Below are 25,362 nucleotides of genomic sequence, written 5' to 3'. Positions count from 1 at the left end.
TCCTTTGGAAACGCGGTGGTCAGCGCCGGGAGAACAGGGCGGGCAGGGCGAACAGGGCAAGCACGGCGGCCAGGGCGGCGCCGCCGCACATCACCCAGGCCAACGGTGCCAGGGGGATTTGCAGGAACACCGTCTTGCCGCCGTAGGCCGCCAGATCGGCCGCCTTGACGGCCAGCCGCCAGGACAGCACGCCGAGCACCCCGGCGGCCAAAAGCTGCACCACGATCAGCCGGATGCGGCCCAGCGGTCCCTTGAACAGCGAGGTCATCAAATCGACCACCACATGCCGCCCCTTGAGGCCGACCAGGGGCAGGGCCAGGAAGATGATCAGCCCCATGCCCAACTCGGTCAGCTCGAAGGCGGCGGGCAGCGGGCTGTCGAACAGGCCGCGCCCGATGACGTCGACCAGGGTGACCAGCATCATGGCGAACAGCGCCCCGCCGGCCAGCAGGCTGAGCCCGTCGGCCGTGCGCTGGGCGGCCCGGCCCAGCCAGCCCTCGATGGGCGGTCCCTCGGTGGGCGGGTCCTCTTCGTTCGGTGCGCCGGAGGCGACGGGCGGGGCCTCTGCCCCGCCCGCGTTCTGGTGTCCGTCGGTGGCGTGGTCGCCGTCCTGCATGGGGGTGGTTACTGGTCGGCCCGGGCCAGCTCGGCCTCAAGCTCGGTCAGCAGGGCGCGGCCGTCCACCCCCTGTTCGGCCGCCTCGGCGATCCAGGCTTCGGTGACCGGGGCCAGGGTTTCCTTCAGGTCGGCCAGGAACTCGGGGCTCGGCTGGATGATCTCCATGCCGGCGGCGAGGTTGGTCTGGCGGCCCCGGGCGTCGGCGCTGTCCCAGGCCTTGCCGGCCCGGCGGGCGAAGGTTTCGCCGGCCGTCAGGTCGAGCACGCGCTGCATCTCGGGCGACAGGCTGTCGTACTTGGCCTGGTTCATGACCACGAAGAAGCTGGTGTTGTACAGCCCGCCGGGGACCGCCGTGCCGTACCTGATGGCCCGGTCGATCTTGAAGAAGGCCACCGATTCGTCGGGGAACAGCACCCCGTCGACGACCCCGCGCGACACCGCGTTGAACACCTCCGGCGGCGGCACCGGCACCGAGACCACCTTCAGGCGCTCGCCGACGGCGGCCGCGGTGCGCCCGCCGATGCGCATCTTCAGGCCCTCGGCGTCGGCCAGACTGGTCACCGGGCGGCGGGTGTTGAAGAAGTGCCCGGGGCCGTGGGTGAACAGGCTCACCACGTGCACGCCGTCATGCTCGGCCTGCAGGGCCGGGGTCTTCTCGAACAGCCGCCAGAAGGCCACCGACATGGCCTCGGAACTGGGGGTCATGAAGGGCTGCTCGACCACGTTGGTCAGCGGGAAGCGGCCCGGGGTGTAGCCGTGGGCGGCAAAGGTGATGTCGGCCAGCCCGTTGCGGGCGATGTCGAAGTGCGCCGCCGGCTTGCCCAGGGGGGCTTTCAGCATCTCGATGCGCAGCTCGCCGCCCGAGGCGCTGGCCACGCTTTCCTGCCACGGGCCCAGCATGTCGGTGACGATGGGATGGGTCGGCGGCAGCCAGTTGGACAGGGTCAGCACGGTCTCGGCGCGCGCCGGCTGGGCGCCCAGCACGAGGCCGGCCAGGCCCAGGGCGAACAGGCCGCGCGCCAGACGGCGGCGGCTGGTGATGGCGTGGAACATGGCGATGGTCTCCCCTCTCCCCGTGGGTGGCCCCCCCGCTGCCCCGGGGCGGCCTGACATGATCACATAACGCTTGCCCCGGGATCATACCCGATCGGCGGCACAAGGCCACACCCCGGTGCGGTGCAAGGTGGCTTGCCCGCGCCTCAACTTGTCCGGTCCCTAACTCACCCGTTCCCTAATACCAGACGGCGATGAGAGAAACTCACCGCCGGTTGGTATGAATGAAAGGGGCTTTGCCCCTTTGAAACCCCACCGGGGGAGCCAGGGGCTCCCCCGGACCCCCTCCATTCATTCATTGATCGCCGAGCGAGCGGCCACTCCCTGGTTGTTTTCGAAAGGCCAGCGAAGCTGGCCTGCAACCAAAAAACCCCGGGCGTTCCGCTCGGAGGTAGCGTTTGTTCACCAACGAATGTGTTCACCAACGAATGGAGGGGTCCGGGGAAGCCCTGCTTCCCCGGTGGGGGTTTGGGGGCAAAGCCCCCAACTCAAAGCTTGACCAAGCCGCGATGAGTCCTGCTCATCGCCGGCTGGTATAACTCACCCGTTCCCTAACTTGCCGGTTCCCTAATTTGCCGGTTCCCTAACTTGCGGCGGCGGCCGGGGTCTCGGCCTCGCTCAGGGTGGCGCGCAGGCGGAAGCGCTGCACCTTGCCCATGGCGTTGCGCGGCAGGGCGTTGAAGAAGGCGACGTCCTTGGGATGCTTGTAGCGGGCCAGCCGGCCCTCGAAGCGGGCCAGCAGGGCCTCGGCGGTCAGGCTGTGGCCCTGCCTCAGCACCACGCAGGCCACCGGCACCTCGCCCCAGCGGCCGTCGGAGCGGCCGACCACCACGGCGTCGGCGACTTCCGGCATGGTGGCCAGCAGCACCTCGATCTCGGCCGGGTAGATGTTCTCGCCGCCGGAGATGATGACGTCCTTCTTGCGCTCCATGATCCAGAAGCGCCCCGCCTCGTCGCGCCGTCCGATGTCGCCGGTGAAGTACCAGCCGCCGCGCAGGGCCTCGCAGGTGGCCTTGGGATTGCCCCAGTACTCGAACATCACGTTGGCGCCGCGCACCAGGAGTTCGCCGTTGGTGCCGTCGGGGACGTCGTTGCCCTCGTCGTCGACCACCCGGATGTCGCAATGCAGGGCGGCGCGGCCGGTCGAGCCGACGCTCCCCATGGCGTCCTCGGGGCGCTGGTAGATGGCGATGGGGCAGGTCTCGGTGGCCCCGTAGACCTGGATCACCGGCAGCCCGCGGGCATGGACGGCGGCGATCAGGTGGGGCGGCACGATGGAGCTGCCGGTGGTCATGCAGCGCAGGCTGGACAGATCGAGGTCGGCCCACTCCGGGCGCTCGATCAGGGCCTGGATGGTGGCCGGGACCAGCACCACCAGACTGGGCCGGTCCTCGGCGATGGCCCGCGCCGTGGCCTCGGCCTCGAAGCGGCGGTGCAGGGTGACCGTGGCCCCGGCGTAGAGGGCCGGCGTGGTCTGGATGTTGAGGCCGCCGACATGGAACAGCGGCAGCACGGTCAGCACGTGGTCGCGGCTGGTCAGGTCGTGCATGTGGGCCGAATTGAGGGCGTTCCACTGCAACGCCGCCTGGGTCAGCACGGCGCCCTTGGGGTGGCCGGTGGTGCCCGAGGTGTAGACCAGCAGCAGCGGGCAGTCCTGATCGACGTGCGGGTTGCTGTCGTCGCCGCGCGCCGTGGCCACCGCCTCGGCCAGGCGGTGCCAGTCGCTGCCCGGGGGCGGCACGAAGTCGGCGGCGACCAGCTCACACTCGGGCAGGCTGGCGTGGATGCTTTCGGCGTGGGCCTGGAAGGCGCCCTCGGCGATCAGCACCCGGGCCCCGGCGTCGCCCAGGATGTAGGCGTGCTCGGGTGCGGCGAGGCGCCAGTTCAGGGGCAGGAACAGCGCCCCCAGGCGGGCGCAGGCAAACAGCAGGGCGATCTGTTCCGGGGCGTTGTAGGCCAGACAGGCCACCCGGTCGCCGCGCCCCACCCCGAAACGGTGCTTGAGCGCCCGGGCGTGGGCCTTGATCAGACGGTCGAAGTCGGCGTAGGTGATCTCCCGCCCCTCGAACCGGATGGCCGGTTTATCCGGAGTAAAATCGGCGTGCCGCTCGATCCAGCGCGACAGATTGCTCACTCGTCACTCTCCCCGGGCAGGTACAACGCCTCGCGGCCCAGCCGGTCGAGGCACAGCTCGGCCGTCCACGGCAGCATCAGCGAGCCACAGCGGGCGTCGCGGTACAGGCGCTCCAGATGGAAGCGTTTCAGCATCGATTGGCCGCCGCAGGTGCGGATGGCCAACTGGGTCATGCGGGCGGCGGTTTCCATCACCGTGTGCTGGCAGGCGTAGGCGCGCAGTTTCGACTCCCGGCCGGGGTCGGCCTGGGCCTCGCCCATCACCTGGAACCACAACGCCTTGGCGGTTTCCAGTTGGATCGAAAGGTCGGCCACCGCGAGCTGCTTGGTCGGATACATGCGCCGCTTGACCGGCGGCATGCCGGGCAGCTCGCCGCGCAGGTAGCGCACGGTGAAGTCATGGGCCGCCTGGGCGATGCCCAGATAGGCCGGGGTCAGGGTCATGAACATGTGCGGCCAGCGCACGGCGGCCTGATGATAGACCCCGGGCGGCATCAGCTCTTCCTCGGGGTCGACCTCGACCGCCTCGAAGATCAGGTCGCGCGACACCGTGCCGCGCATGCCCAGGGGGTCCCACTCGCCGGTGACGGAAAAACCGGGGGCATCGCCCGGCACGGCGAGATAGAGGGTGTCGCGCCGCCGTCCCTCGCCACCCGGCGTGGTTTCGGTGCACAGCACCCCGTAATAGTCGGCGGCGCCGGCCAGACTGGCGAAGATCTTGCGGCCATCGACCCGCCAGCGGCCGTCCTCGGTGCGCACCGCCCGGGTCGAGAAGGCCGCCCCGCCGGCCGCCGCCGCGCCGCCCTCGGAGAAGGGCTGGGCGTAGATCTTTCCCGCCTCGACGATGCGCGCGTAGTGGCGGGCCCGGCGCCTTTCGTGGGTGGCCCGGGTGGCGGCGTCCATCTCCAGGCCGTCGGCCAGGGCCCCCGACCACAGGCACGAGCAGACGTGCATGTTCCAGGTCAGCGCCGTGGCCCCGCAGTAGCGCCCCACCTCGGCCGCCGCCAGGGCGTAGGTCTTGAGGTCGGCGCCCAGGCCGCCGTGGTCCTCGGGCACGCAGATGGCGAGCAGGCGGCTGGCGTGCAGGTCGTCGAAGTTCTGGCGTGGGAACTGGGCCGCGCGGTCGACCTCGGCGGCCCGGGGATGGAAGCGGGTCTGCCCCAGGTGGCGGGCGGTGGCGGCGATCTCGGCCTGGCGTTCGGTCAGGCCCCAGGTGGCCGGGTCGAACATCGGGGCATCGGGGGGGGCGCTGGGCGGAACGGCGGCGGGATCGGCGGGCATCAAGGGGCTCGTTCAGGGCTGCCGGGAAGGGGTCGGCACGGGGGAGGGGGCCAGGAAATCGACCAGGGCCTCGGTGAAGGCGTCGGGGTGCTCCAGGTGGGCCAGATGGCCGGCCCGCTCGATCACCTTGAGGCGGGCACCGGGAATCCGCGCCGCCAGACGGGCCAGGGTAGACCGTGGGGTGTTGGGATCGCAACCGCCACCGATGACCAACGTGGGCACGGTGATGTGGTCCAGCAGCGGGCGCCGGTCGAAGCCGTCGAGGGCGCCCAGGGCCATCCGGTAGCCGGCCTCCGGCACCCCCGACATGGTGCTGACGGCGGTCGCCACGCCGGCCGGGTCGGCGCTCGGCCCGACCATGCCGGGGACCAGGGAATCGGCCAGTTCGGCCATGCCCTGGCCGGCCTCCAGGGGGGCCAGGCGGTCGGCCAGGAAGCCCCGGGCGACCTCGGGATCGCGCCCGCCGAAGGCCGGCGGGGCGGCATAAAGGACCAGACTGAGCACCCGGCCGGGCTGTTGGGCCAGCAGTTCCAGGGCGATCATGCCGCCGATGGAATGGCCGACCAGATGGACGCCGGGCAGGCCCAGATGGTCGAGCAGGGCGCCGGCGGCGCCGGCCAGCGCGGTCATCCCCGGGCGGCCCGGCAGGGGCGGCGAGTCGCCATAGCCCGGCATGTCCCAGCACAGGCACCTCAGGCCGCTGGCGGCCAGCGCCTCGGCCGGGCCGGCGAAACACGCCTTGCCGCCGCCGATGCCGTGCAGGAAGAGCACCGGCGGGCCGTCCGTCGGGCCGACCTCGACATAAGCCGGCGGATCGGCCGGCAGGTCGGCCGGCAGGTCGGCCGGCAGGTCGAGCGGCGGGCTCATGGTGGCGCGCCCTCGGTGGGCGGCGCGGTCAGCAGGTCGAGCGGCAAGCCGTCGCGGATCACCACGGTGTCGTCCAGGGCGATGGTGCAGCCGCCCACCGGCAGGTCGAAGTGGCCCAGGGTGTGCCGCCCGGCGAACTCGTTGGCGCCGGTGGAATAGAGGAAGTTGCCGGCGTAGGCGCGCAGCTCGGTGCCGTTGGTCTCGCGCTGGTCGTACATGGCCAGCGCCTCGTAGCGGGCATGGGGGTTGAGGCCGAAGCCGACGTGGCTGGTGGCGTAGGCCTCGCGGTCGCCCCAGGCGGCGAAGTAGCGGCGCATCAGGGCGGCGTCGGTGCCCGTGCCGTCGAGCCCGGTGACGTAGTCGTCCTCGATGGTCAGGCGCACCGGGGCGCTCAGGTAGCGCTTGAAGGTCAGGTTGATGTCGCCGGTGTCGAGCACCAGCCGGCCGTTGACGCTGCCCGGGGCGGGAAAGCTGACCACCACCCCGCCCGGCCAGTGGGCCACCGTGCGCGGCCGGTCGCAGGTGCCCCAGACGCCGGCCGTGGTGGCCCCCTCCAGGCTGATGTCGAGATCGGTCCCGGCGGCCGAGGTGACGGTCATCCGCCGCGCCGCCCGGACCCGGGCCACCGCGTGGCGCACCCGATCCTTCAGGGCAGGGTCGGGCTTCAGGCGCTCCAGGGCTTCCGGGTGCTCGTTGGAGACCATCAGCACCCGCGCCCCGTCGGCCAGGATGTCGGGCAATTCGGGGGCGTGCAGCAGACCCTCGACGGTCAGGTCGACCACCATCTCGCTGGCCTTGAGGGCGGCGATGGCGGGACCCAAGTGGCCCAGGGCGTCGGAGGCCCCGGTCGAGCGCACCGGCACCGGGGCGCGCTGGGGCGGAGTCGGCACCACCACATGGAAGGGGCGCGCCTTCAGGGCGAGCAGGGCCAACTCGGCCAACTGGACATTGAGGGGGCGCGACTGGGTTTCCGACAGAATCGCCACGGTGGTGCCGGGTCCCACCTTGCACGCCGCGAAGACCTCGGCGAAAGTGTCGATCCACTTGCCTTCGATGCGGTCGGCGAACATCCCCGGATTCCCTGCTGGCCGCCCCGTGTTTGCCTCCAGGACGCCGCCCCGATGGGGGCCGTTTGATCCTCTCTACCAGGGTTGACTTGCCATTAAAAGGCATCGTTTCATATGAAAAAAATCCGCCCGGCCCGGCCTTCGGGTGGCGCGGAAAACGAGGAGGGACCCCGACCGACATGACCGCCGACAGCCGCGCCTTCCGCTCCGCCCTCGGCCTGTTCGCGACCGGGGTGACGGTGGTCACCACCGGCGACGGCGGCGGGCGCACCGCCGGCATGACCGTCAACTCGTTCTCCTCGGTCAGCCTGGATCCACCGCTGATCCTGTGGTGCCTGGGCAAGGGGTCGCCCAGCCAGCCGGTGTTCGAGGCGGCCGGGCATTTCGCGGTCAACGTGCTGGCCGCCGGGCAGGAGGCGTTGTCGACCCAGTTCGCCCGCCCGGGCGACAAGTTCGCCGGCGTCGACTGGCGCCCCGGGCGCTTCGGCGATCCCCTGATCGAGGGCGCCATCGCCACCTTCGAATGCCGCACCACGGCCCGCCACGACGCCGGCGACCATCTGATCCTGGTCGGTCAGGTGGCCCACTTCGACCACCGCGACGGCGAGCCGCTGCTGTTTTTCGGCGGCCGTTATGGCCGATTGACCAGCCAGTAGCCAAAACCCGATAATCCCAGCGCCGGGAGCCTCGGCGGGTCCCGGTCGATCCGATGAACCGTCCGCGAGGCCACAGCCCATGGACCGCATTCCCCTGCCCATCGAGCCCGATCAGGCCACCGGCCGGCTGCCCTTCGCCGCCGACTACCTGGCCTACCTGCTGGCCCGGGCCAGCCACCTGATCAGCCGTCATTTCCACGCCCATCTGGCCGAGCGCGGGGTGCCGGTGTCGGAGTGGCGGGTGCTCGGCATCCTGTCGCACGGCGAGGGGATGACGGTCGGCGAGCTGGCCCGCCTTGGGCTGTTCAAGCAGCCGACCCTGACCAAGCTGCTGGACCGGCTGGAGGACCAGGGGCTGGTGCGTCGCCGGCCCTGCCCCGACGACCGGCGCAAGGTGGGGCTGGTGCTGACCGGGGCCGGGCGCGCCCTGGTCGACGAGCTGATGGTCGAGGCCCGCCGCCACGAGGACGAGGTGCTGGCCGCCTGTGTCGGCGACACCCCGGTGGCCGGGCTGAAGGCCGACGTGCGCCGGCTGATCGTGGCGCTGGAAGGTCGCGTCGCGCCCCGGATCCGCGCGCCATCCTCCTGCCCGACATCCTGAGGCCGGGGCCGAGGGCGGCGCCCGTCTCAGCCCCCGGCCAGCCGGTTGATGGCGCCGGCCAGTTCCAGGTCGCGCCCGGTCAGGCCGCCGGCATCGTGGCTGCTCAGGCTGATCGAGACCCGGTTGTAGACGTTGGTCCACTCCGGGTGATGATCCATCTTCTCGGCCATCAGGGCGACCCGGGTCATGAACCCGAAGGCGGCGGTGAAATCGTTGAAGGTCAGCTCGCGGGTCAGGGCGCGGCCGTCGTCGGTGACCTGCCAGCCGGGCAGGTCGGTCAGGGCGCGGGCCCGTTCCTCGGCGGTCAGCAGCGGGGAGGCGGCGCTCATCCGGGGACTCCTTTGCGGCTCGGGGTGAGGTGCCCGGCGCCGCGGCGAGGCGGGAAAAACAGCCGCCGGGGGTTGCCAGCACGGCGCCGATCCCTCCACATGGGGGCGCCACCCGGGCCGACACAATGGGGCCCGGCGCGTTGTTTTTTCTCCCCCAGCCACAAGGAACCCCCCGCGATGACCGCCAGCCGTTTCTCCGAGCCGCCCGGGGCCGACTACCTGGAGGCCGTGGCCCAGGCCGCGCTGGAGGCCCTGCCGGCCAACATTCGCGGCCGGCTCGGCTCGGTGGTGGTGCGCATCGAGGACTTCTGCACCCCGGAGGTGGAGGCCGAGATGGGGCTGGAAAGCCCGTTCGACCTGCTCGGCCTGTACCACGGCGTGGCGCTGACCGGGAAAAGCCACACCGATCTGCCCCAGGGGCCGGACATGGTCTTTCTCTACCGCCGTCCGATCCTCGATTACTGGTGCGAGACCGGCGAGGACCTGGACCACCTGGTGCGCCATGTGCTGATCCACGAGATCGGCCACCACCTGGGCTTCTCCGACGAGGACATGGAGCGCCTGGAAGCCGAGGTGGGCGAGGACGGCGGCTGACCTGCGAACCGCCCCCCGATCCGGCCCAGGATCATTCCCGGCCGGACAGGGTCGTGGTAGGGTGGTGGACGCGATTGGCCGGCACGGGGGGGATGGACATGATCGGTGGCGAGGCGCCCGTACTGATTGTCGATGACGACCCCCTGGCCCGCGAGTTGCTCACCGCCGTGCTGGCCGGCTGCGGGGTGAGCCGGGTGCTGAGCGCCGGCGATGGCGAGGCGGCGCTGGCCGTGCTGGCCCAGGCGACGCCGCCGCCGGCGCTGATCATCAGCGACATTGACATGCCGCGCCTGGATGGCTGGAGTCTGGCCCGCCGGGTGCGCATGGGCGCGGTGGAAGCCTGCCGCGAGGTGCCCATCGTCATGCTGACCGCCAACAACAGCGACCGCAACCAGCAGAAGGCGGCGATCCACAAGATCACCGCCTATCTGGTCAAGCCGCCCACGCCCGACGCCGTGAAGGGCATCCTGTCAAGCTTGTAGCGGCAGCCGCACGGTGAACACCGAGCCCTCGCCGACGGTGCTCTCGACGCCGATCCGCCCGCCGTGGGCGAGCACGATCTTCCTGGCGATGGCCAGCCCCAGGCCGTGGCTTTTCTCGTCGCCGGTGGGGCGCACGCTGAGCCGCTGGAAGGTGCCGAAGACCTTGTCGATCTCCTCGGCCGGGATGCCCTGGCCCTGGTCGGCGACGGCCAGACAGCCGTGGCCGTCCTCGGCCCATACCGAGACGGTGACGGTGGTCCCCGGGTGGGAGAACTTGATGGCGTTGCCGACCAGATTGTCGATCACCTGGGCCAGCCGCCTGTCGTCGATCGGCACCCGGTCGACCTCGGCCAACCGGCGCTTCAGGGTGATCTGCTTGCGCTCGGCCAGGTTGGTCAGCAGGTCGAGCCGTTCGGCCACCACCGCGTCGAGCCGCTGGGGTGTCGCCTCGATGGTCAGCTTGCCGCTCTCGATGGCCGAGATGTCGAGCAGGTCGTTGAGCAGGGCGCCCATGTCCCTGGCCACCTTGCTGATGATCTGAAGGTAGCGGGCGCGGTCGGCCTGGGCCATCTCCGGCGCCGCCAGCATCAACTCGGAAAAACCCTGGACCAGACCGATCGGGTTGCGCAGGTCGTGCGCCGCCATGCCGACGAACTGGTCCTTGAGCTCGCTCAACTCGCGCAACTGCAACTGCTGGCGGTCGCTGATCCGGGTCAGCCGGCCCATGCGCGAGACCAGCTTGCGGTGGGCGTCGAGCAGTTCCGCCAGCGCCTCGGGCATGGCGGTGCCGTCATTCAGGGCCGCCTCGGCCCGGGCGATCAGCCGCTGTTCCCTGTCGGCGGGTCTGGTTTTCACGGGAGGGCCTCGAAGCTGGGCGCGGGGGGTCAAGAGGTCTCGTCGCCGGCGACCGGACGGCCGCTCTCGGGCAGGGTCTTCAGGTCGTGGATGACCTCTTCCAGCTCGGCGATGGCCTGCCGGCGGTCCTCGCCCTGCAGGCGCTCCAGGTCGGCCAGCAGCTTCAGGCCGTAGCGCTCCTTCCTGATGAAGCTGCGCCGGCTCAGGTCGGGGTCGTAGATGTTGGTGACGGCGAAGGGGCGGATCTCGCGGGCGATGCCCTTGACCCGCATGGCGGAGCGTTCCTCGGTTTCCACGAAGTCGCGGACCAGGGCGTAGGTTTCATAGGACATCAGGATGCCGTCCGGGTCGGCCTGGCTTTCCAGGCGCGCCGCCAGGTTAACCTCGGCGCCGATGATGGTGTAGTCCATCCGCTTGGTGCTGCCGAAGTTGCCGACGTTGCAATAGCCGGTGTTGATGCCGATGCGCATGGAAAACGGCCGCTCGAACCCCTCGTTGCGCCAGCGGGCGCGCAAATCCTTCATGCGCTGCTGCATGCGCACCGCCATGCGCACGCACTTGGCGGCGTCGGCGCGGTCGCCGTCGCTGTGCGGGTCGCCGAAGAACATCAGCATGGCGTCGCCGATGAACTTGTCGATGGTCGCCCCGTGGTCGATGGCGATGGTCGACATTTCGCTGAAGTAGTCGTTCAGCAGATAGGTCAGCGCTTCCGGTTGCAGGGTTTCCGAGGTTTCGGTGAAGCCCTTGAGGTCGGAGAAGAAGACGGTCAACTTCTTGCGCCGGGTGGCCAGCGAGACATCCTGCGCGCCCTCGAAGATGGCCTTGTAGATCTGCGGCGCCAGATAGCGCGACAGCTTGTCGGACAGCTCTTCCAGGCGGCTGTTCTTGCCTTCCAGGTCGCGCGCCAGCTCGTTGAGCTGGGCCTCGTTGCGGTCGCTCAGGCGCAGCAGCTTCTGGGTCGAGCGCATCTGCTTCTCGTAGGCTTCAAGCAGGCGCGAGAAGCCCTCGCGGGCCTCCGCGTCGGCGAACAGCTCGGGCCGGGCGAGCAGGGCCCGACTGTCCTCGACGATGGCCGATTCCTTCTTGAAGATTTTCGAGGTCATCAGGTTTCCAGAACCTTCAGCTCGAAGCGGGCGTGGGCCAACTCCTCGGCGAACTCGCCGCCCAGTTCCTCCATGTTGTCGTCGTCGGCCTCGTAGTGCCAGGCGACCAGCACGTCGTTGCCGCGCTCGGCCGCCGCGTCCATCATCTCGAACAGTTCCATCAGCACCTTGGCGGTGGAGCTGTTGAAGTAGATCAGTTCCAGATCAAGCCGGATGGTGGCGCCCTGCTGGCTTTCCAGGTGGGTTTCCAGGGCCTCGATGATCTCGCCATAGAAGCTGTCGACGTCTTCCGGATAGGACTCGCCCTTGATCAGGAAGGTGTTGGCGGCGAAGTCGAAGTTGATCTCGGGGCAACGCTTGGTCGCCTCTAGGGTGATCGGTTCCATCAAGGGTCTCCGGTGGTCTGTCGGGCGTCAGACATAGGCCTCAAGGCAGAAGTAGGTGTGGGTGTCGTCGATCTTCATGAAGTCGAAGGCGAAGCCCTGGGTGGCGTGGCGGGCGATGTCGATGAAGCCGACGCCGGCCCCCTTGCTGCCCTCCGGGCGGCCGTTCTTCAGGGTCTGCTTGTAGAGTGAGATCAGGGCGCCGCGGTCCAGCGACTGGATGTGCTCCAGGCTGGTCTTCAGGCGCGCCGTGTCATCGGTGCGCACCAGATTGCAGCAGGAAACGAAGTAGCGCCCCCCGTGGTGGCCGACGCTGAGCACGCCGAAGCTCAGCTCGTTCACCGTGTCGTCGCCGTTGTTCTGGGTTTCCCGCTCGGCCGAGTAGCGGATGATGTTCTGCACCTGCTCGACGAACACCGCGAACAGGCTTTTCGAGGTCTGCCGGCTGGCCTGTTCCATTTCCAGCTTCTTCTGGATGGCCTCGCCGATGCCGGTCAGGATGTCCTCGGTCAGGTAGCCGCTGTAGCAGAACAGGATGCCCTTCCTGGTCAGCACTTCCCGGAACGCGTACTGCTCTTGAGCCAGCATACCGGAACCCCTTGCTCGGCGCCGCGCGGTGCGGTGCGAAAGGACGGAAACGGCTGGGGCGTATCGGAAAAGCTGGCCGGGCCGCCGCCGTTCCCCCACCACGACGGCAGACCAGGGCGACGGCGCCTCTCGGCCCGCCGGTTATGATTCATGCCGGCCTGGCGGGTGCCACCTTCGCCCCTGCCATAAACAGTACCACCGTCCCCGGGGTCCATCAACGGCTGGGGGTGATGGCGGGTCTCAGGGACGCCTCAGGGACGCCTCAGGGACGCCTCAGGGACGCATGGTGCCGGTCTCGACGAAGCGCTGGTGCCAGGACAGCGCCTCGTCGAGCAGGGTCGGGCTGTGGCCGCCGAACGAGCCGGCCTCGGCGCGGGCCAGATAGTCGGCCAGGGCGGGGCGGAAGACGGGGTCGGCGCAGGTGTCGATGATGGTCCGGGCGCGCTGGCGCGGGGCCAGGCCGCGCAGGTCGGCCAGCCCGTGCTCGGTGACCAGCACCTGCACGTCCTGGGCGATGTGGTCGACGTGGCTGGCCTGCGGCACGATGGCCGAGATCGCCCCGCCCTTGGCGGTCGACGGGGTCATGAAGATCGACACATAGGCGTTGCGCGCGAAATCGCCCGAGCCGCCGATGCCGTTCTGGATGCGCGAGCCCATGATGTGGGTCGAGTTGACGTTGCCGTAGATGTCGGCCTCGATCAGCCCGTTCATGGCCAGACAGCCCAGGCGGCGCACCAGTTCCGGGTGGTTGGAGATTTCCTGGGGCCTCAGGATCAGGCGGTCGCGGAAGCGGTGGGCCTCGGCGTTGAAGCGCTCGGCGGCGGCCGGGCTGAGCGAGAAGGCGGTGGCCGAGGCCAGCGCCAGCTTGCCGCTGTCCAACAGGTCGAGCATGCCGTCCTGGATGACCTCGGTGTAGGCGGTCAGGTTGCCGAAGGGGGCGTCCATCAGCCCGGCCAGCACGGCGTTGGTGACGTTGCCCACCCCCGACTGCAAGGGCAGCAGCGAGGCCGGCAGGCGGCCCTTGGTCACCTCGTGGCGGAAGAACTCCAGAAGGTGGCCGGCGATGGCCTCGGCCACCGCGTCCGGGGCGGCGAAGGGCTGGTTGCGGTCGGGGCTGTCGGTTTCCACCACCGCCACCACCTTGTGCGGGTCGCAGCGGAAGGTCGGCTGGCCGATGCGCTGGCCGGCGCGGACCAGCGGGATGGGCACCCGGTCCGGCGGCAGGGCGGTGCCGTAATAGATGTCGTGCATGCCGAACAGAGCCTCGCTCTGCCAGCGGTTCACTTCCAGGATCACCCGCTCGGCGCGGTCGAGCCAGGTCTTGTTGTTGCCGACCGAGGTGGAGGGGATCAGCGAACCGTCCTCGGTGATGCCGGACACCTCGATCAGGGCGGTGTCGAGCGGCCCCAGGAAGCCCTGCCAGGCGACCGGCGCCACCTGGCTTAGGTGCATGTCGATGTACTGCATGCGCCCGCTGTTGATCTTCTCGCGGGCGATCGGGTCGGAGTTGTAGGGCAGCCGGAACTCGATGCCGTCGGCCTTGGCCAGGGCGCCGTCCAGCTCCGGCCCGGTCGACGCGCCGGTCCACACCCGCACCCGGAAGGGCCGCCCGGCGGCCTGCTCGGCCTCGATGCGCCGGGCCAGGGCCAGCGGCACGCTTTTGGGGTAGCCCGAGCCGGTGAAGCCGCTCATGCCGATGGTGCTGCCCGAGGCGATCAGGGCGGCGGCGTCCTCGGCGCTCATCAGCTTGCGGCGCAGCTCGGGGTGACGGATACGGGACTCGGCGCTCAAAAGGGGTGTCCTCCGGGCGGGAAAAGGCCAAGCGGGGGCCGCCCGGGCGCGCGGACCCGGCGACGGCGCAAGGCGGCTTTCTAGCCAGGAGGCAAGACCGTCGGCCAGTCGAAAGATGGCGCGCATGGCTGCCATGCGAAAATGCCGGGGCGGGGCGTGGCCCGGTGCCGCGCCCGGTTTGGTCCCCGGGGGGGGGTGGTCGAAAGGCGGGAGGTCAGCGGCGGGTGTGGCGGCTCAGCCAGTCGTCCACGGCCGCGCTGGCCGCGTCGTCCAGGTCCAGGCGCAGGTGGCTCGCCGTTTCCGAGGTGGCGACCACGACGCCCTCCAGCGGCATCAGGTCGGCCAGCGACAGGGTCAGCGTTTCGCCGACCGGCCACGGCAACTGTCGATCGACCACGGCCGCCCCGATGGGCGACAGGGCGTGCAGCAGACAACTGATCTGCTGGCGGTCGTCGGCCAGGGTGACCGCCTGATTGATCGTCCGCAAGGCCGAGGCGCGACTGTCGCCGCTGCCCTGGCCGCTGCCCATGATGCGGTTCAGCGACTCTTCCATGCCGCCGATGTGCTGGCGCACCGCCTGGGCGACGCTTTCCACCTCGGTGGCCTGGGCGGCGGTCTGCTCGGCGCTGCGCGAGACGTCGGCGATGCCGCTCGAGGTTTCCTGCGAGCCTTGCGCGGCGTGCTGGGCATTGCGGCTGATCTCCTGGGTGGTCGCCGTCTGCTCCTCGGTGGCCGCCGAGATGGTCGAGGTGATCTCGTTGATCTCGGCCACCACCTTGGCGATGGCCTGGATGGTGCCGACCGCCTGCTCGGTGGCGCTGCGCATCTCGCCGACCTGGCCGGCGATGGTCTCGGTGGCGCGGGCGGTCTGGGTGGCCAGGGTCTTGACCTCGCCGGCGACCACCGCGAAACCCTTGCCGGCGTCGCCGGCGCGGGCCGCCTCGATCGTGGCGTTCAGGGCCAGAAGGTTGGTCTGGCTGGCGATGTCGGTGATCAGGTCGACCACCTCGCCGATCCGCTCGGCGGCCTTGGACAGGGCATCGATGCGGCTGTTGGCCTCCAGCGCCTGCTCGGAGGCGCGGGCGGCGATGGTCGAGGCATTGCCCACCTGCCGGCTGATCTCGGTGATCGAGGCGGCCATCTCCTCGGCCGCGGCGGCCACCGCGTCGACGTTGGCGGCCGACCCGCGCGACGCCTCGCTGACCGTTTCCGCCCCCTGCACGGTGCCCGAAACCGCCATCGCCATCTGCCCGGTGATGTCGACCATGCGGCCTGCCTCGTCGCCGACCACGGCGATCACCCGGCGCACCTCGCTGTCCAGGGCGTGGCTCAGGGCGACCATCTCGCCCTCCACCTGGCGGGCGTTGCGGCGCTGTTGGGCTTCCTGCTCGGCCTGCAGGCGGCGCACCTGCCGGGCGTTCTCGCGGAAGCTTTGCACCGCCTGGGCCAGGCTGCCGATCTCGCTGCGCGAGTCGGTATAGGGGATATGGCGCTCGAGGTCGCCGCCGGCCAGCGCCGTGGTCGCCGAGACGATGCCTTTCAGCGGTCGGGTGATCCCCTGGCGCGCCACCACCAGCCCGACCACCAGCCCCAGCCCACCGCAGACCGCCAGAAGGCCCAGGATCCACCCCTGCAGGGTGCGCGCCGAGGCGAAGAAGCGCTCCACCTTCTCGCCCACGTACAGGATGCCGATGACCCGCCCCTCGGGCCCGATGATCGGGTCGTAGCCGGTGATGTAGGCGGTGCCGAGGATGTCGACGATGCCCCGGAACGGCTGGCGCTCCTCGAACACCGCGCGGAACGCCGCGTTGCGGGCCAGTTGCGTGCCCACGGCGCGCCCGCCGTCGTCGCGCACCACGTTGGTGGCCACCCGGGTGTCGCCCATGAACACGGTGGCCGTGCCGCCGACCTGGGCCACGATGGCATCGACCAGGGCGTTGTTGTCGTTGAGCACGGTGTCGCCGACCATCAACTGGCCGTCCTCCAGGCGCACCTGTGGGCCGTGCTCCTCGATCTCGTCCCAGGCGACGCGCATGTTGCGCTCGATGGAGGTCAGGGCATCCTGCTCGGCATAATGATCGAGCACCATCACGCTGCTCACCGCCACGGTCAGGCCGATGAGCAGGGTGTTGAACAGGATGACCAGCCCCACGCGCATCGAAATGGTCAGGTTCGGCCATTGCATCAGGCTTCCTCCCGTGTCGGGTGGATGTTCCGGCGGTCGGCGCGGCGTCGTGCGCGGCAGATATTTCAAGCCAGTAGTATGCCTGACCGGGCCCCACTCGGCTATGATGAAATTCCCCTGCAATGCGCGCGGGCTCTCGGCTTCGTCGAGGGGAGGCGGCGGCTCATCCCGATTTACGGGAGGGCGCGCCGCTTGAAGCGCGTGGCCGCCCGGGGCAGGATACCCATGCGGGTGCGGGGCGCGGAGGGCCAGGGGTGGCGGAGTTCGAGAACAGCGGCGACCACCGGGGGAGCAACGCCTTTCAGGGCGCTTCGGTGACCAATGATGGGCAGATCATCGGCACCCAGAACAACTACTACGCCAGCGCCCCGGCCCCGCCCGAGGTCTCGGCGGCGGACCTGAAGGCGGCGGGCGACCTGCTCGCCAGCCTGCCCGAGGATGCGGTGCCAAAGCCGGCGCCACTGCCCGCCGGCTCGGCCGTCACCTTTCGGCCCAACCCGCACTTCGTCGGCCGCCAGCAGGACCTGAAAGCCCTGGCCCGGGCCCTCAAGCGGGGCGGCACCTCGGCCATCGGGCCGACCGCCGCCGCCACCGGCCTGGGCGGTCTGGGCAAGACCCAGCTCGCCGCCGAGTTCGCCCACCGCTACGGGCGCTTTTTCGCCGGCGGGGTGTACTGGCTGAGCTGCGCCAAGGCCGCCGGCATCCGCGGCGAGGTGACCCGCTGCGCCCAGGCCATGGGGCTGCCGGTGGACGACCAGGACAGCATCGGCCGGGTGCTGGCCCGCTGGCAATCGCCGCTGCCCACCCTGCTGATTTTCGACAATTGCGAGGAGGAAGACCTGCTTGCCGAGTGGCGCCCGCCCAGCGGGGCGGCCCGGGTGCTGGTGACCAGCCGCCGCGCCACCTGGAGCAGCGGCCTGGGGGTCGAGGCCCTGCCCCTGGGCACCCTGACCCCGGCCGAGGGGGCGGCCCTGCTGCATGGGTTTCGCCCCGACCTGCCGGCGGACGACCCCGGCCTTGCGGCGATTTCCGAAGAACTCGGCCACCTGCCCCTGGCCCTGCATCTGGCCGGCAGTTACCTCAGGCGCTACCGCCACGTCCCCGAGGGCACGCCGGCCGCCTATCTGGCCGCCCTGCGCGCCGCCCCCGGCCTGGACCACGACTTCCTGGCCGGCGGCGAGTGGAGCCCCACCGGCCACGACCTCAACGTGGCCCGCACGTTTACCCTCAGCCTGGACCGACTGGACGCCGACGACTTGGCCGACCGGACCGCCTGGGTCCTGCTGTTCCTGATCCACGCCTTCGCCCCCGGCGAACCCATACCCCGCTGGCTGATCCATCGGGCGGCGGCGTCCCTGGAGACGCCGATTGACCCCAAGGCGGCCGAGGACGGCCTGCGCCGCCTGCTGGAGCTGGGCCTGATCGAGGAGGAGGACCCGGACGAAGGCACCCTGCGCATGCACCGTCTGGTCGCCCGCTTCCTCGCCGCCCACGCCGATACGGCCCGCCGAGTGGTGGAAAAGGCGGTGCTGGAGGCGGCCAGGGAGCAGAACGCCACCGGCCTGCCCGGCCCGCTGCTGGCATGGCAGCCTCACTTGCGTTTCGTGGCGGAAACAGCGGCGGATCAGGGCACCGAAGGGGCGTGGGTCCTGTGACTGCGTTGGGCGCCCACCTTCGGATGATCGCTGCGTATGCGGCGGCAAAAGAGGCTTGTCAGAGGGCCCTGGACCTTGAGGCACGGCGCAGGGACGCAAACGATCCGATCCTCGCCACGCTCAACAACAACCTGGGCGAGGTGCTCCGAGCCCAGAGTGATCTGTCCGGCGCCCGGGCGCACCTGGAACGGGCCTTGGCCATCCGGGAGCGGGCTCTGGAACCTGACCACCCGGACGTGGCCACCAGCCTCAACAACCTGGGCAGTGTGCTTTATGCCCAGGGCGATCTGTCCAGCGCCCGGGCGCACCTGGAACGGGCCCTGGCCATCCAGGAGCAGGCGCTGGAGCCTGATCACCCGGACGTCGCCAAAAGCCTCAACAACCTGGGTTGCGTGCTCCAGGATCAGGGCGATCTGTCCGGCGCCCGGGCGTCCCATGAACGTGCCCTGGCCATCCGGGAGCGGAAGCTGGGACCTGACCACCCGGACGTGGCCACCAGCCTCAACAACCTGGGCGGTGTGCTCCAGGACCAGGGCGATCTGTCCGGCGCCCGGGCGCACCAGGAACGGGCCCTGGCCATCCGGGAGCAGGCGCTGGAACCTCACCACCCGGACGTGGCCACCAGCCTCAACAACCTGGGCCTTGTGCTCCAGGCCCGGGGCGATCTGTCCGGCGGCCGGGCGTCCCATGAACGTGCCCTGGCCATCCAGGAGCGGGCGCTGGGGCCTGATCATCCGAACGTGGCCATCAGCCTCAACAACCTGGGCGCTTTGCTCCGGGCCCAGGGCGATCTGGTTGCGGCCCGAGAGCACATCGGGCGCGCCCTGGGCATCTTCGAAAAGCGCCTCGGGCCGGATCACTCCCACACTCAGATCGTGCGCCGAAACCTCGAAGGTCTCGACGCCCGGATCGGCACCCCACCCTCGGAGGGCAGCGGATTGAATACCTTCAACAACAGCGGCGACTTCAGGGGGGCCAATGTCTTTCAGGGCGCGCTGGTCCACAATCTGGGCCAGATCATCGGCACCTCGACGGTCTTCGCGGCCGACCAGGAGGCGCTGGAAAGCCGGCTGGCGGCGCTGGAAGAGGCGTTGGGGCGGGTGCCGGAAGAACACGCCGGGCAGGGGCGGGAACTGGCCGAGGGGGCGCGGGAACTTCTCGCCCAGGCCGCCGACCCCAAGGCCAGCCCCGGCCTGCTCAAGACCCTGGGGCAGGGCGTGCGGCGGCTGGCCGAGGGGTTGGCCGGGGTTCCCGGCCTGCTCGACAGCGCCAACGCCCTGCTCGACCTGATCGCCAGGCTGCGCAAGCTGTAGGGCGGCGCCCCAACCGGCCGCCCTTGAGCCCCTCAGAAGTCTTCCAGGCCGTCGATGTCCAGGGCCTTGAAGTAGGCCTCCTTGTCCTCGACCGGGGCCGGGCCGTTGATCGAGACCAGGATGCGGTTGTCGATCACCGCCTGCAATTCGCCCTCCTCGGTCTCGATCACCTTCTGGCGGTCGATGCGCCGAAGCTTGCCCATCTGGCCCATCATGGCGGCGTTGTTGAACACCGCCGCCAGGGCGCCGACCATCGGGCTGTCGGCGACCAGACTGATCTCCAGCCGCGTGTCGCCGTTGGAATAGCTGGCGCTGGCGCTCATGCCGCCGCCCATCATGCCGGCGGTCATGGCCTGGGTGTCGCCGTCCTGGCGCTCCCAGCCGGACAGCGGCTCGGGCAGGAAGTCGGCCAGCCCGGCGGCCTTCTTTTCCGACAGCATCTGGCCGGCGTAGTCCAACTCCTCCTTGGCCAGGGCGAGGTCGCCGTCGCGGTAGGCGTCGAGCGCCGCCTGCAGGCTGTCCTCGATCTCGTCGGCCCAGGCCGGGGAACTCAGCGGCGCCGCGCAGAGCAGCAGGGCGGCCAGCAGAAAGGGAACGGGACGCAGCATGGGGAACCTCCAGGGATGCGGGATCAGGGGGCGGTGAAGCCGATGGACACCCCGGTGGCGCCGTCCTCCGCCGCCACCGCCAGGGTGCCTCGTTGGCCGTGGCCATCGAACAGGATCATGGTCAGGCCGGCGGCGCGGGTGGCGTGCACCGTCTGGTAGCCGGCCTCGGCGAGCTTTTCTTCATAGTGGGCCGCCACCTGGGCCGGGGCCAGGGTGCCGCAGTCGAGGACCAGGGCGCGGCCGTCGTCCAGGGTCTGGGCGACGCGGCAGCCGTCCAGGATGCCGAACGCGGCTTCCGGCGACTGGGCGGCGGCGGGCGAGGCGAGCAGAACCGCCACGGCGGCGGCCAGGAACAGCGGACGGGGCACGGGGCGGACCTTTCGGGGCGGATCTGTCGGGTGGGGGCCAACAGCCGATGGTACGCCCCGGGTGCGATTGGCTCAACGCCCCGTTGAGGGTGCCGTTCCCCCCCGCCGCCGGATCGCCGCCCTCAGGCCGCCGCCGGGTTGCCGCGCGCCGGGCGCGGCGAGGGGCCGGGCGGGTCGTCGTCCAACTGCTGCCCGCTGGCCGCCCGGGGCAGGTAGACGGTGAAGGTGGTGCCCCCGCCCACCTGGCTGTCGACCACCATGGCGGCCCGGTGGCGGTTCAGGATGTGCTTGACGATGGCCAGCCCCAGCCCGGTGCCGCCCAACTGGCGCGAGCGGGCGCTGTCGACCCGGTAGAAGCGCTCGGTGAGGCGCGGCAGGTGTTCCTTGGGGATGCCGTCGCCGTGGTCGCGGACCGCGACGAACACGCAGTCGGCCCGGGTCGCCTGGGGCATCGCCACCGGGCCCCGGCGCAGGGTGCCGGCGGTGATCTCCACCCGGCCCGCGCTGGCCCCCGCCGGCACCCCGTACTTGATGGCGTTGGCCAACAGGTTCTGGATCACCTGGGCCAGCTCCTCGCGCTCGCCGATGACCGCCGGCAGGTCGTCGGGCAGGGCGGTCTCGACCGTCACCCCCTGGGCCCGGGCCTGCGGTTCCAGCGCCCCGACCACCGCCGAGACGACGCGCTCCAGGCGCACCGCGCCGGTCGGCGGGGTGTGCTCCATCAGCTCGATGCGCGACAGCGACAGCAGGTCCTCGATCAGCCGGTTCATGCGCTGCGCCTGCTCCTGCATGATGATCAGGAAGCGGTCGCGCGCCTCGGCGTCGTCGTGGGCCGGGCCGCGCAGGGTTTCGATGAAGCCGAGCAGGCTGGACAGCGGGGTGCGCAGCTCGTGGCTGGCGTTGGCCACGAAGTCGGCCCGCATCTGTTCCATGCGCACCAGGGTGGTGATGTCGTGCAGCATCAGCATGGCCACCGCGCCCTCGGCGGTGGCGGTGGGCAGCGGTTCGACGCGCAGGGTGAAGTCGCGGCGCACCGGCACCGGCACCACATAGGGCACCTCGCGCCCGCCGGCCCCGGCCAGCACCGCCTCGACCGCCTCCAGCACCAGCGGGTCGCGGAAGACCTGGGTCACCTCCTGGTTTTCCAGCACCCGGCCGAGAACCAGCCGGGCGGCCAGGTTGGCGCGCCGCACCACGCCCCCGGGATCGACCATGATCAACGGGTCGGGCAGGCTGTCGAGCACCGTTTCATGCGACAGGGCCAGCGACTTGAGCTGGCCGCTCTGGGTTTCCCACGAGCGGCGCAGGCGGGCGATGGACTGGGCCAGCTCGGCGGCGGCGCGCGAGTGGCGGGGCACCGGCACCGGCAGGTCGCCGCGGTCGGAGAGGTCGGCGGCGAAGCGCGAGATGCGCTCGAGGTCGCGGAAGCGGGGCAGGATCAGGGCGGCGGTGAGGGCCATCACCCCGGCCATGGTGAGGATCGCCGGCAGCGGGTCGAGCCGCCCCAGGGCGACCAGCAGGCCGAGCCCGAGCCCCGCCGGCAGCCCGACCGCCGCCGCCAGCATGGCGAAATCCCACAGCGAGTGTCGATGCCACATCGCCTGCCCCGTCGGCTGTTCCGTCGGCGGTTTGGTCGGCGGTTTCGCCGCCTGTTCCGTCGCCTGCCCCGTCACCTGTCCCGTCATCTGTCCCGTGGGCTGTTCCGTCGCCCATCAGGCCGCCCGTCGGCTTGTCGCCGGACGATGGGCCAGTTTACGGCACCACCGGCAACAGAACCATGACGGTTTCAGGAAGCGTTGATGGAATCGAAGCTGGCCAGCAGCGCCATGTGCATGAGGTCCGAGACGGTGGCGTCCATGCCGACGATCTGCGCCGGCTTGGACAGGCCCACGATGACCGGTCCGAGCAGGGTGCCGCCGCCCAGCTTGTCCAGCGTCTGTCCGGCGATGGTGGCGGCGTGCAGGCCGGGCATGATCAGCACGTTGGCCGGCCCGGACAGGCGGCAGAACGGATAGTGCGCCTGAAGCTGCGCGTCGAGCGCCACGTCGGCGGCCATCTCGCCGTCGTATTCGAAGTCCGGGCGGCGCGCGTCGAGCAGCTCCACCGCCTGACGCATGCGCTGCGACACCGCCCCGGTGGGGTTGCCGAAGTTGGAGTAGGAAAGCAGCGCCACCCGCGGCTCGTGGCCCATGGCGCGGGCCCGGGCGGCGGTCTGGATGGCGATGTCGGCCAGCGCCTCGGGGTCGGGCACCTCGTGGGCCGTGGTGTCGGCGATGAACACGGTGCGCCCGCGCGCCACCACGATCGAGACGCCGAACACCCGCGCCCCCGGTTTGGGGTCGATGACCCGGCGGATCTCCTCGAAGGTCTGGTAGTAGCCCCGGGTCAGCCCGGTGACCATGGCATCGGCCTGGCCGAGGGCCACCATGCAGGCGGCGAAGACGTTGCGGTCCTGGTTGACCATGCGCTGGGCGTCGCGTTCCAGCACGCCCTTGCGTTGCAGGCGCTGGTACAGGAACTCGGTGTACTGGGCGTTGTTTTCCGACAGCTTGGCGTTGTGGATTTCCACCCCGTCCAGATCGCCCAGCCCCATCGCGGCGGCGGTCTCGGCGATGCGGTGGGCCCGGCCGACCAGCACCGGCTCGCCATAGCCGGCGTTCCTGAAGGCCAGCGCGGCGCGGATCGCCTTTTCCTCCTCGCCCTCGGCGAAGACCACCCGGCGCGGATGCTCGGCCACCTCGGCGGCGATCGCCTGCAGGCTGGCCGCCGTGGGGTCGAGCCGGGCCAGCAGGTCGTGGCGGTAGGCGTCCATGTCGATGATCGGCTTCTTGGCCACCCCGGTCAGCATGGCCGCCTCGGCCACCGCCGGCGGGATGGTGGCGATCAGCCGGGGGTCGAAGGGCACCGGGATGATGTAGTCGGGCCCGTAGCGCAGGCGCCGCCCGGAGTAGGCGGCGGCCACCTCGTCGGGCACGTCCTCGCGGGCCAGGGCGGCGATGGCCCGGGCGGCGGCGATCTTCATGTCCTCGTTGATGGTGCGCGCGCGCACGTCGAGCGCCCCCCGGAAGATGTAGGGGAAGCCCAGCACGTTGTTGATCTGGTTGGCGTAGTCCGAGCGCCCGGTGGCCACGATGGCGTCCGGGCGCACCGCCTTCACCTCCTCCGGGGTGATCTCCGGGTCGGGGTTGGCCATGGCGAAGATGATCGGCTTTTCGGCCATCGTCTCGACCATCGCCTGATCCACCGCGCCCTTCACCGACAGGCCGAAGAAGACATCGGCGCCCGCCATCGCCTCGGCCAGGGTGCGCGCCTCGGTGGGGGCGGCGTGGGCCGCCTTCCACTGGTTCATGCCGTCCTCGCGGCCCTGGAAGATGACCCCCCGGGTGTCGCACAGGATGACGTTGTCGCCCGGCACGCCCATCGCCTTGATCAGCTCGACGCAGGCGATGGCCGCCGCCCCGGCGCCGTTGACCACCACCTTGAGGTGCTTGAGGTCGCGCCCGGTCAGCTCGGCGGCGTTGATCAGCCCGGCGGCGGCGATGATGGCGGTGCCGTGCTGGTCGTCGTGGAACACCGGGATGTCCATCAGCTCGCGCAGGCGCTGCTCGATGATGAAGCACTCCGGGGCCTTGATGTCTTCCAGGTTGATGCCGCCGAAGCTGGGGCCCAGGTAGCGCACCGCCTGGATGAACTCCTCGACCTCGCGGGTGTCCACCTCAAGGTCGATGCCGTCGATGTCGGCGAAGCGCTTGAACAGCACCGCCTTGCCTTCCATCACCGGCTTGCTGGCCAGGGCGCCCAGGTCGCCCAGGCCGAGCACCGCGGTGCCGTTGGAGATCACCGCCACCAGGTTGCCCTTGGCGGTGTAGTCGTAGGCCAGGCTGGGGTCGCGGGCGATTTCCTCGCACGGCCGGGCCACCCCCGGCGAGTAGGCCAGCGACAGGTCGCGCTGGGTGGTCAGCGGCTTGGTGGCCACCACCTCGATCTTGCCGGGCCGCCCGGAGGCGTGCAGCAGCAGGCTTTCCTGACCGATGTCGGCGCGGTCGCCGCCCCGGGCAAAGGCCGAACGGGGCTGTTGGGCGGGAGCTTTCGGATCGGCGGAGGAGGGGGCGCGGTCGGACATGGCGGCGGGCAACCCGGGGCTGGGAGTGGGGGAAAGGGCCGGGCCAGCGCCCCGGCGGACACCAGCGGGCCGGGCGGGTCGGGCGGGCTCAGCCGGCCGGGCGGTCGTGCAGGTGGATGTCGCGCGCCCCGGCCTCGGCCAGGATCTGGCGGGCCCGGGTCTCGGTCCCGGCGTCCTTGATGGCCACCCAGAGCAGGATGTTGCCATCCTTCAGGGCCTGTTCGAATTCCTCGCGGTGCGGCTCGGCGGCGATCTCGTCCAGCAGGTCCTTGACCGCCAGACCGCCCACCCCGGCGGCGACCAGCCCGGCCACGGCGGCTGCCGTGGGGCCGCTGGCCAGGGCGATCAGGCCGGCGGTGATGAGCGGCGTCTCGTAGCGCAGCTCGCCGAGGAAGGGCAGCAGGCGCTCGCTCAGGGATTTTTCCTCGTCCGGCTCGGCGAAGGCAGCTTCCAGCGAGCTGTGCGACGACAGGATGGAAATGTCGGCCTGGGCGAAGCCGGCCGCGCTCAGGGCGCGGACGGCGTTTTCGAACCCGGGGCGGTCGGTGAACACGCCGACCACCTCGCGCACCGGGCCGGCGGGCGGGGGGGTGTCTTGCGGGTCGGCCGGGGAGGCGTCTTGCGGGTCGCTCACGGGGCTGGGTGTCCTCAAGCGTTTCGGGAAGGGGAGGGCGCCGGGCGGGCCTTGCCCCGCACCCTCCCTGGACAT

24 protein-coding genes are annotated in these 25,362 nt (G+C 70.7%); 6 read left to right on the top strand and 18 right to left on the bottom strand.

Going from position 1 to position 25,362, the window contains the following annotated elements:
* Positions 1–19: 19 nt before the first annotated feature.
* From BLR95_RS05155 to BLR95_RS05130, 6 genes are all read right to left on the bottom strand, one after another.
* Entirely contained in the window at positions 20–616 is a 597-nt protein-coding gene (locus tag BLR95_RS05155) for a TRAP transporter small permease (protein ID WP_092616413.1), read from the bottom strand.
* 8 nt (positions 617–624) lie between these two features.
* Positions 625–1,671, bottom strand: coding sequence for a TRAP transporter substrate-binding protein (locus BLR95_RS05150; protein ID WP_176787627.1), 1,047 nt, complete (start codon positions 1,669–1,671; stop codon positions 625–627).
* A 583-nt stretch (positions 1,672–2,254) separates the two neighbouring features.
* On the bottom strand, positions 2,255–3,805 hold the full coding sequence (locus BLR95_RS05145) for a class I adenylate-forming enzyme family protein (RefSeq protein ID WP_218119486.1): 1,551 nt from the start codon (positions 3,803–3,805) through the stop codon (positions 2,255–2,257).
* Positions 3,802–5,085: an acyl-CoA dehydrogenase family protein gene (locus BLR95_RS05140; RefSeq protein WP_218119485.1), complete on the bottom strand. Its 1,284-nt coding sequence runs from the start codon at positions 5,083–5,085 to the stop codon at positions 3,802–3,804. Before BLR95_RS05140 ends, BLR95_RS05145 begins: the two co-directional genes overlap by 4 nt.
* A 12-nt stretch (positions 5,086–5,097) precedes the next feature.
* On the bottom strand, positions 5,098–5,952 hold the full coding sequence (locus BLR95_RS05135; protein ID WP_092616406.1) for an alpha/beta fold hydrolase: 855 nt from the start codon (positions 5,950–5,952) through the stop codon (positions 5,098–5,100).
* Positions 5,949–7,022, bottom strand: coding sequence for a 2,5-dihydroxypyridine 5,6-dioxygenase NicX family protein (locus BLR95_RS05130; protein ID WP_092616403.1), 1,074 nt, complete (start codon positions 7,020–7,022; stop codon positions 5,949–5,951). The genes BLR95_RS05135 and BLR95_RS05130 overlap by 4 nt, the downstream gene beginning before the upstream one ends.
* A 176-nt stretch (positions 7,023–7,198) precedes the next feature.
* Between BLR95_RS05130 and BLR95_RS05125 the strand changes: the two genes are divergently transcribed.
* Positions 7,199–7,675: a flavin reductase family protein gene (locus tag BLR95_RS05125; protein WP_092616400.1), complete on the top strand. Its 477-nt coding sequence runs from the start codon at positions 7,199–7,201 to the stop codon at positions 7,673–7,675.
* Between the two features lie 79 nt (positions 7,676–7,754).
* Complete coding sequence (locus BLR95_RS05120) at positions 7,755–8,276, top strand: MarR family winged helix-turn-helix transcriptional regulator (RefSeq protein WP_092616397.1); 522 nt, start codon at positions 7,755–7,757, stop codon at positions 8,274–8,276.
* Positions 8,277–8,302: 26 nt separating this feature from the next.
* Here BLR95_RS05120 and BLR95_RS05115 read toward each other — a convergent pair whose 3' ends face one another.
* The gene (locus BLR95_RS05115; RefSeq protein WP_092616394.1) at positions 8,303–8,605 is read right to left on the bottom strand and encodes a 4a-hydroxytetrahydrobiopterin dehydratase; all 303 of its coding nucleotides are present in this window, start codon (positions 8,603–8,605) and stop codon (positions 8,303–8,305) included.
* Between the two features lie 177 nt (positions 8,606–8,782).
* On the opposite strand from BLR95_RS05115, the gene BLR95_RS05110 reads away from it, so the two are divergent.
* Together BLR95_RS05110 and BLR95_RS05105 are read left to right on the top strand one after the other, a co-directional pair.
* A complete protein-coding gene (locus BLR95_RS05110; protein WP_092616392.1) occupies positions 8,783–9,199 on the top strand; it encodes a metallopeptidase family protein in 417 nt (138 codons plus the stop codon).
* A 92-nt stretch (positions 9,200–9,291) separates the two neighbouring features.
* Entirely contained in the window at positions 9,292–9,681 is a 390-nt protein-coding gene (locus BLR95_RS05105; RefSeq protein WP_092616389.1) for a response regulator, read from the top strand.
* Here BLR95_RS05105 and BLR95_RS05100 read toward each other — a convergent pair.
* From BLR95_RS05100 to BLR95_RS05075, 6 genes are all read right to left on the bottom strand, one after another.
* Positions 9,670–10,536: a sensor histidine kinase gene (locus tag BLR95_RS05100; protein WP_092616386.1), complete on the bottom strand. Its 867-nt coding sequence runs from the start codon at positions 10,534–10,536 to the stop codon at positions 9,670–9,672. The genes BLR95_RS05105 and BLR95_RS05100 overlap by 12 nt on opposite strands.
* 29 nt (positions 10,537–10,565) lie before the next feature.
* Positions 10,566–11,639 (bottom strand): adenylate/guanylate cyclase domain-containing protein, encoded by a 1,074-nt coding sequence (locus tag BLR95_RS05095; protein ID WP_092616383.1) that lies wholly within the window; start codon positions 11,637–11,639, stop codon positions 10,566–10,568.
* Positions 11,639–12,025 carry a DUF1987 domain-containing protein gene (locus BLR95_RS05090; protein ID WP_092616381.1) on the bottom strand — a complete coding sequence of 129 codons (387 nt, stop codon included), beginning with the start codon at positions 12,023–12,025 and terminating at the stop codon, positions 11,639–11,641. The genes BLR95_RS05095 and BLR95_RS05090 overlap by 1 nt, the downstream gene beginning before the upstream one ends.
* Before the next feature lie 27 nt (positions 12,026–12,052).
* Positions 12,053–12,610, bottom strand: coding sequence for a SiaB family protein kinase (locus BLR95_RS05085; RefSeq protein ID WP_092616378.1), 558 nt, complete (start codon positions 12,608–12,610; stop codon positions 12,053–12,055).
* Between the two features lie 273 nt (positions 12,611–12,883).
* A complete protein-coding gene (scpC, locus tag BLR95_RS05080; protein WP_245689257.1) occupies positions 12,884–14,401 on the bottom strand; it encodes a succinyl-CoA:acetate CoA-transferase ScpC in 1,518 nt (505 codons plus the stop codon).
* 214 nt (positions 14,402–14,615) lie between these two features.
* Entirely contained in the window at positions 14,616–16,586 is a 1,971-nt protein-coding gene (locus BLR95_RS05075; RefSeq protein ID WP_092616373.1) for a methyl-accepting chemotaxis protein, read from the bottom strand.
* Positions 16,587–16,840: 254 nt separating this feature from the next.
* Between BLR95_RS05075 and BLR95_RS15700 the strand changes: the two genes are divergently transcribed.
* Positions 16,841–18,241, top strand: coding sequence for an NB-ARC domain-containing protein (locus BLR95_RS15700; protein ID WP_092616370.1), 1,401 nt, complete (start codon positions 16,841–16,843; stop codon positions 18,239–18,241).
* Positions 18,169–19,554 carry a tetratricopeptide repeat protein gene (locus BLR95_RS05065; protein WP_092616367.1) on the top strand — a complete coding sequence of 462 codons (1,386 nt, stop codon included), beginning with the start codon at positions 18,169–18,171 and terminating at the stop codon, positions 19,552–19,554. Before BLR95_RS15700 ends, BLR95_RS05065 begins: the two co-directional genes overlap by 73 nt.
* Positions 19,555–19,586: 32 nt before the next feature.
* Here the strand turns inward: BLR95_RS05065 and BLR95_RS05060 are convergent, their stop codons facing one another.
* The 5 genes from BLR95_RS05060 to BLR95_RS05040 form a co-directional block, all read right to left on the bottom strand.
* Positions 19,587–20,162, bottom strand: coding sequence for a hypothetical protein (locus BLR95_RS05060; RefSeq protein ID WP_092616364.1), 576 nt, complete (start codon positions 20,160–20,162; stop codon positions 19,587–19,589).
* 23 nt (positions 20,163–20,185) lie between these two features.
* Positions 20,186–20,530 carry a hypothetical protein gene (locus BLR95_RS05055; protein ID WP_092616361.1) on the bottom strand — a complete coding sequence of 115 codons (345 nt, stop codon included), beginning with the start codon at positions 20,528–20,530 and terminating at the stop codon, positions 20,186–20,188.
* Positions 20,531–20,652: 122 nt separating this feature from the next.
* The gene (locus BLR95_RS05050) at positions 20,653–22,128 is read right to left on the bottom strand and encodes a sensor histidine kinase (protein ID WP_092616358.1); all 1,476 of its coding nucleotides are present in this window, start codon (positions 22,126–22,128) and stop codon (positions 20,653–20,655) included.
* A gap of 188 nt (positions 22,129–22,316) precedes the next feature.
* Positions 22,317–24,653, bottom strand: coding sequence for an NADP-dependent malic enzyme (locus BLR95_RS05045; RefSeq protein ID WP_092616355.1), 2,337 nt, complete (start codon positions 24,651–24,653; stop codon positions 22,317–22,319).
* A gap of 88 nt (positions 24,654–24,741) precedes the next feature.
* Positions 24,742–25,287 carry a hypothetical protein gene (locus tag BLR95_RS05040; protein WP_245689256.1) on the bottom strand — a complete coding sequence of 182 codons (546 nt, stop codon included), beginning with the start codon at positions 25,285–25,287 and terminating at the stop codon, positions 24,742–24,744.
* Positions 25,288–25,362: the final 75 nt, after the last annotated feature.

The sequence above is a fragment of the Roseospirillum parvum genome (assembly GCF_900100455.1).
GTDB lineage: Bacteria > Pseudomonadota > Alphaproteobacteria > Rhodospirillales > Rhodospirillaceae > Roseospirillum > Roseospirillum parvum.
The sequence above is the reverse complement of the archived record's forward strand: the minus strand, read 5'-3'. Positions and strand labels throughout refer to the sequence as shown.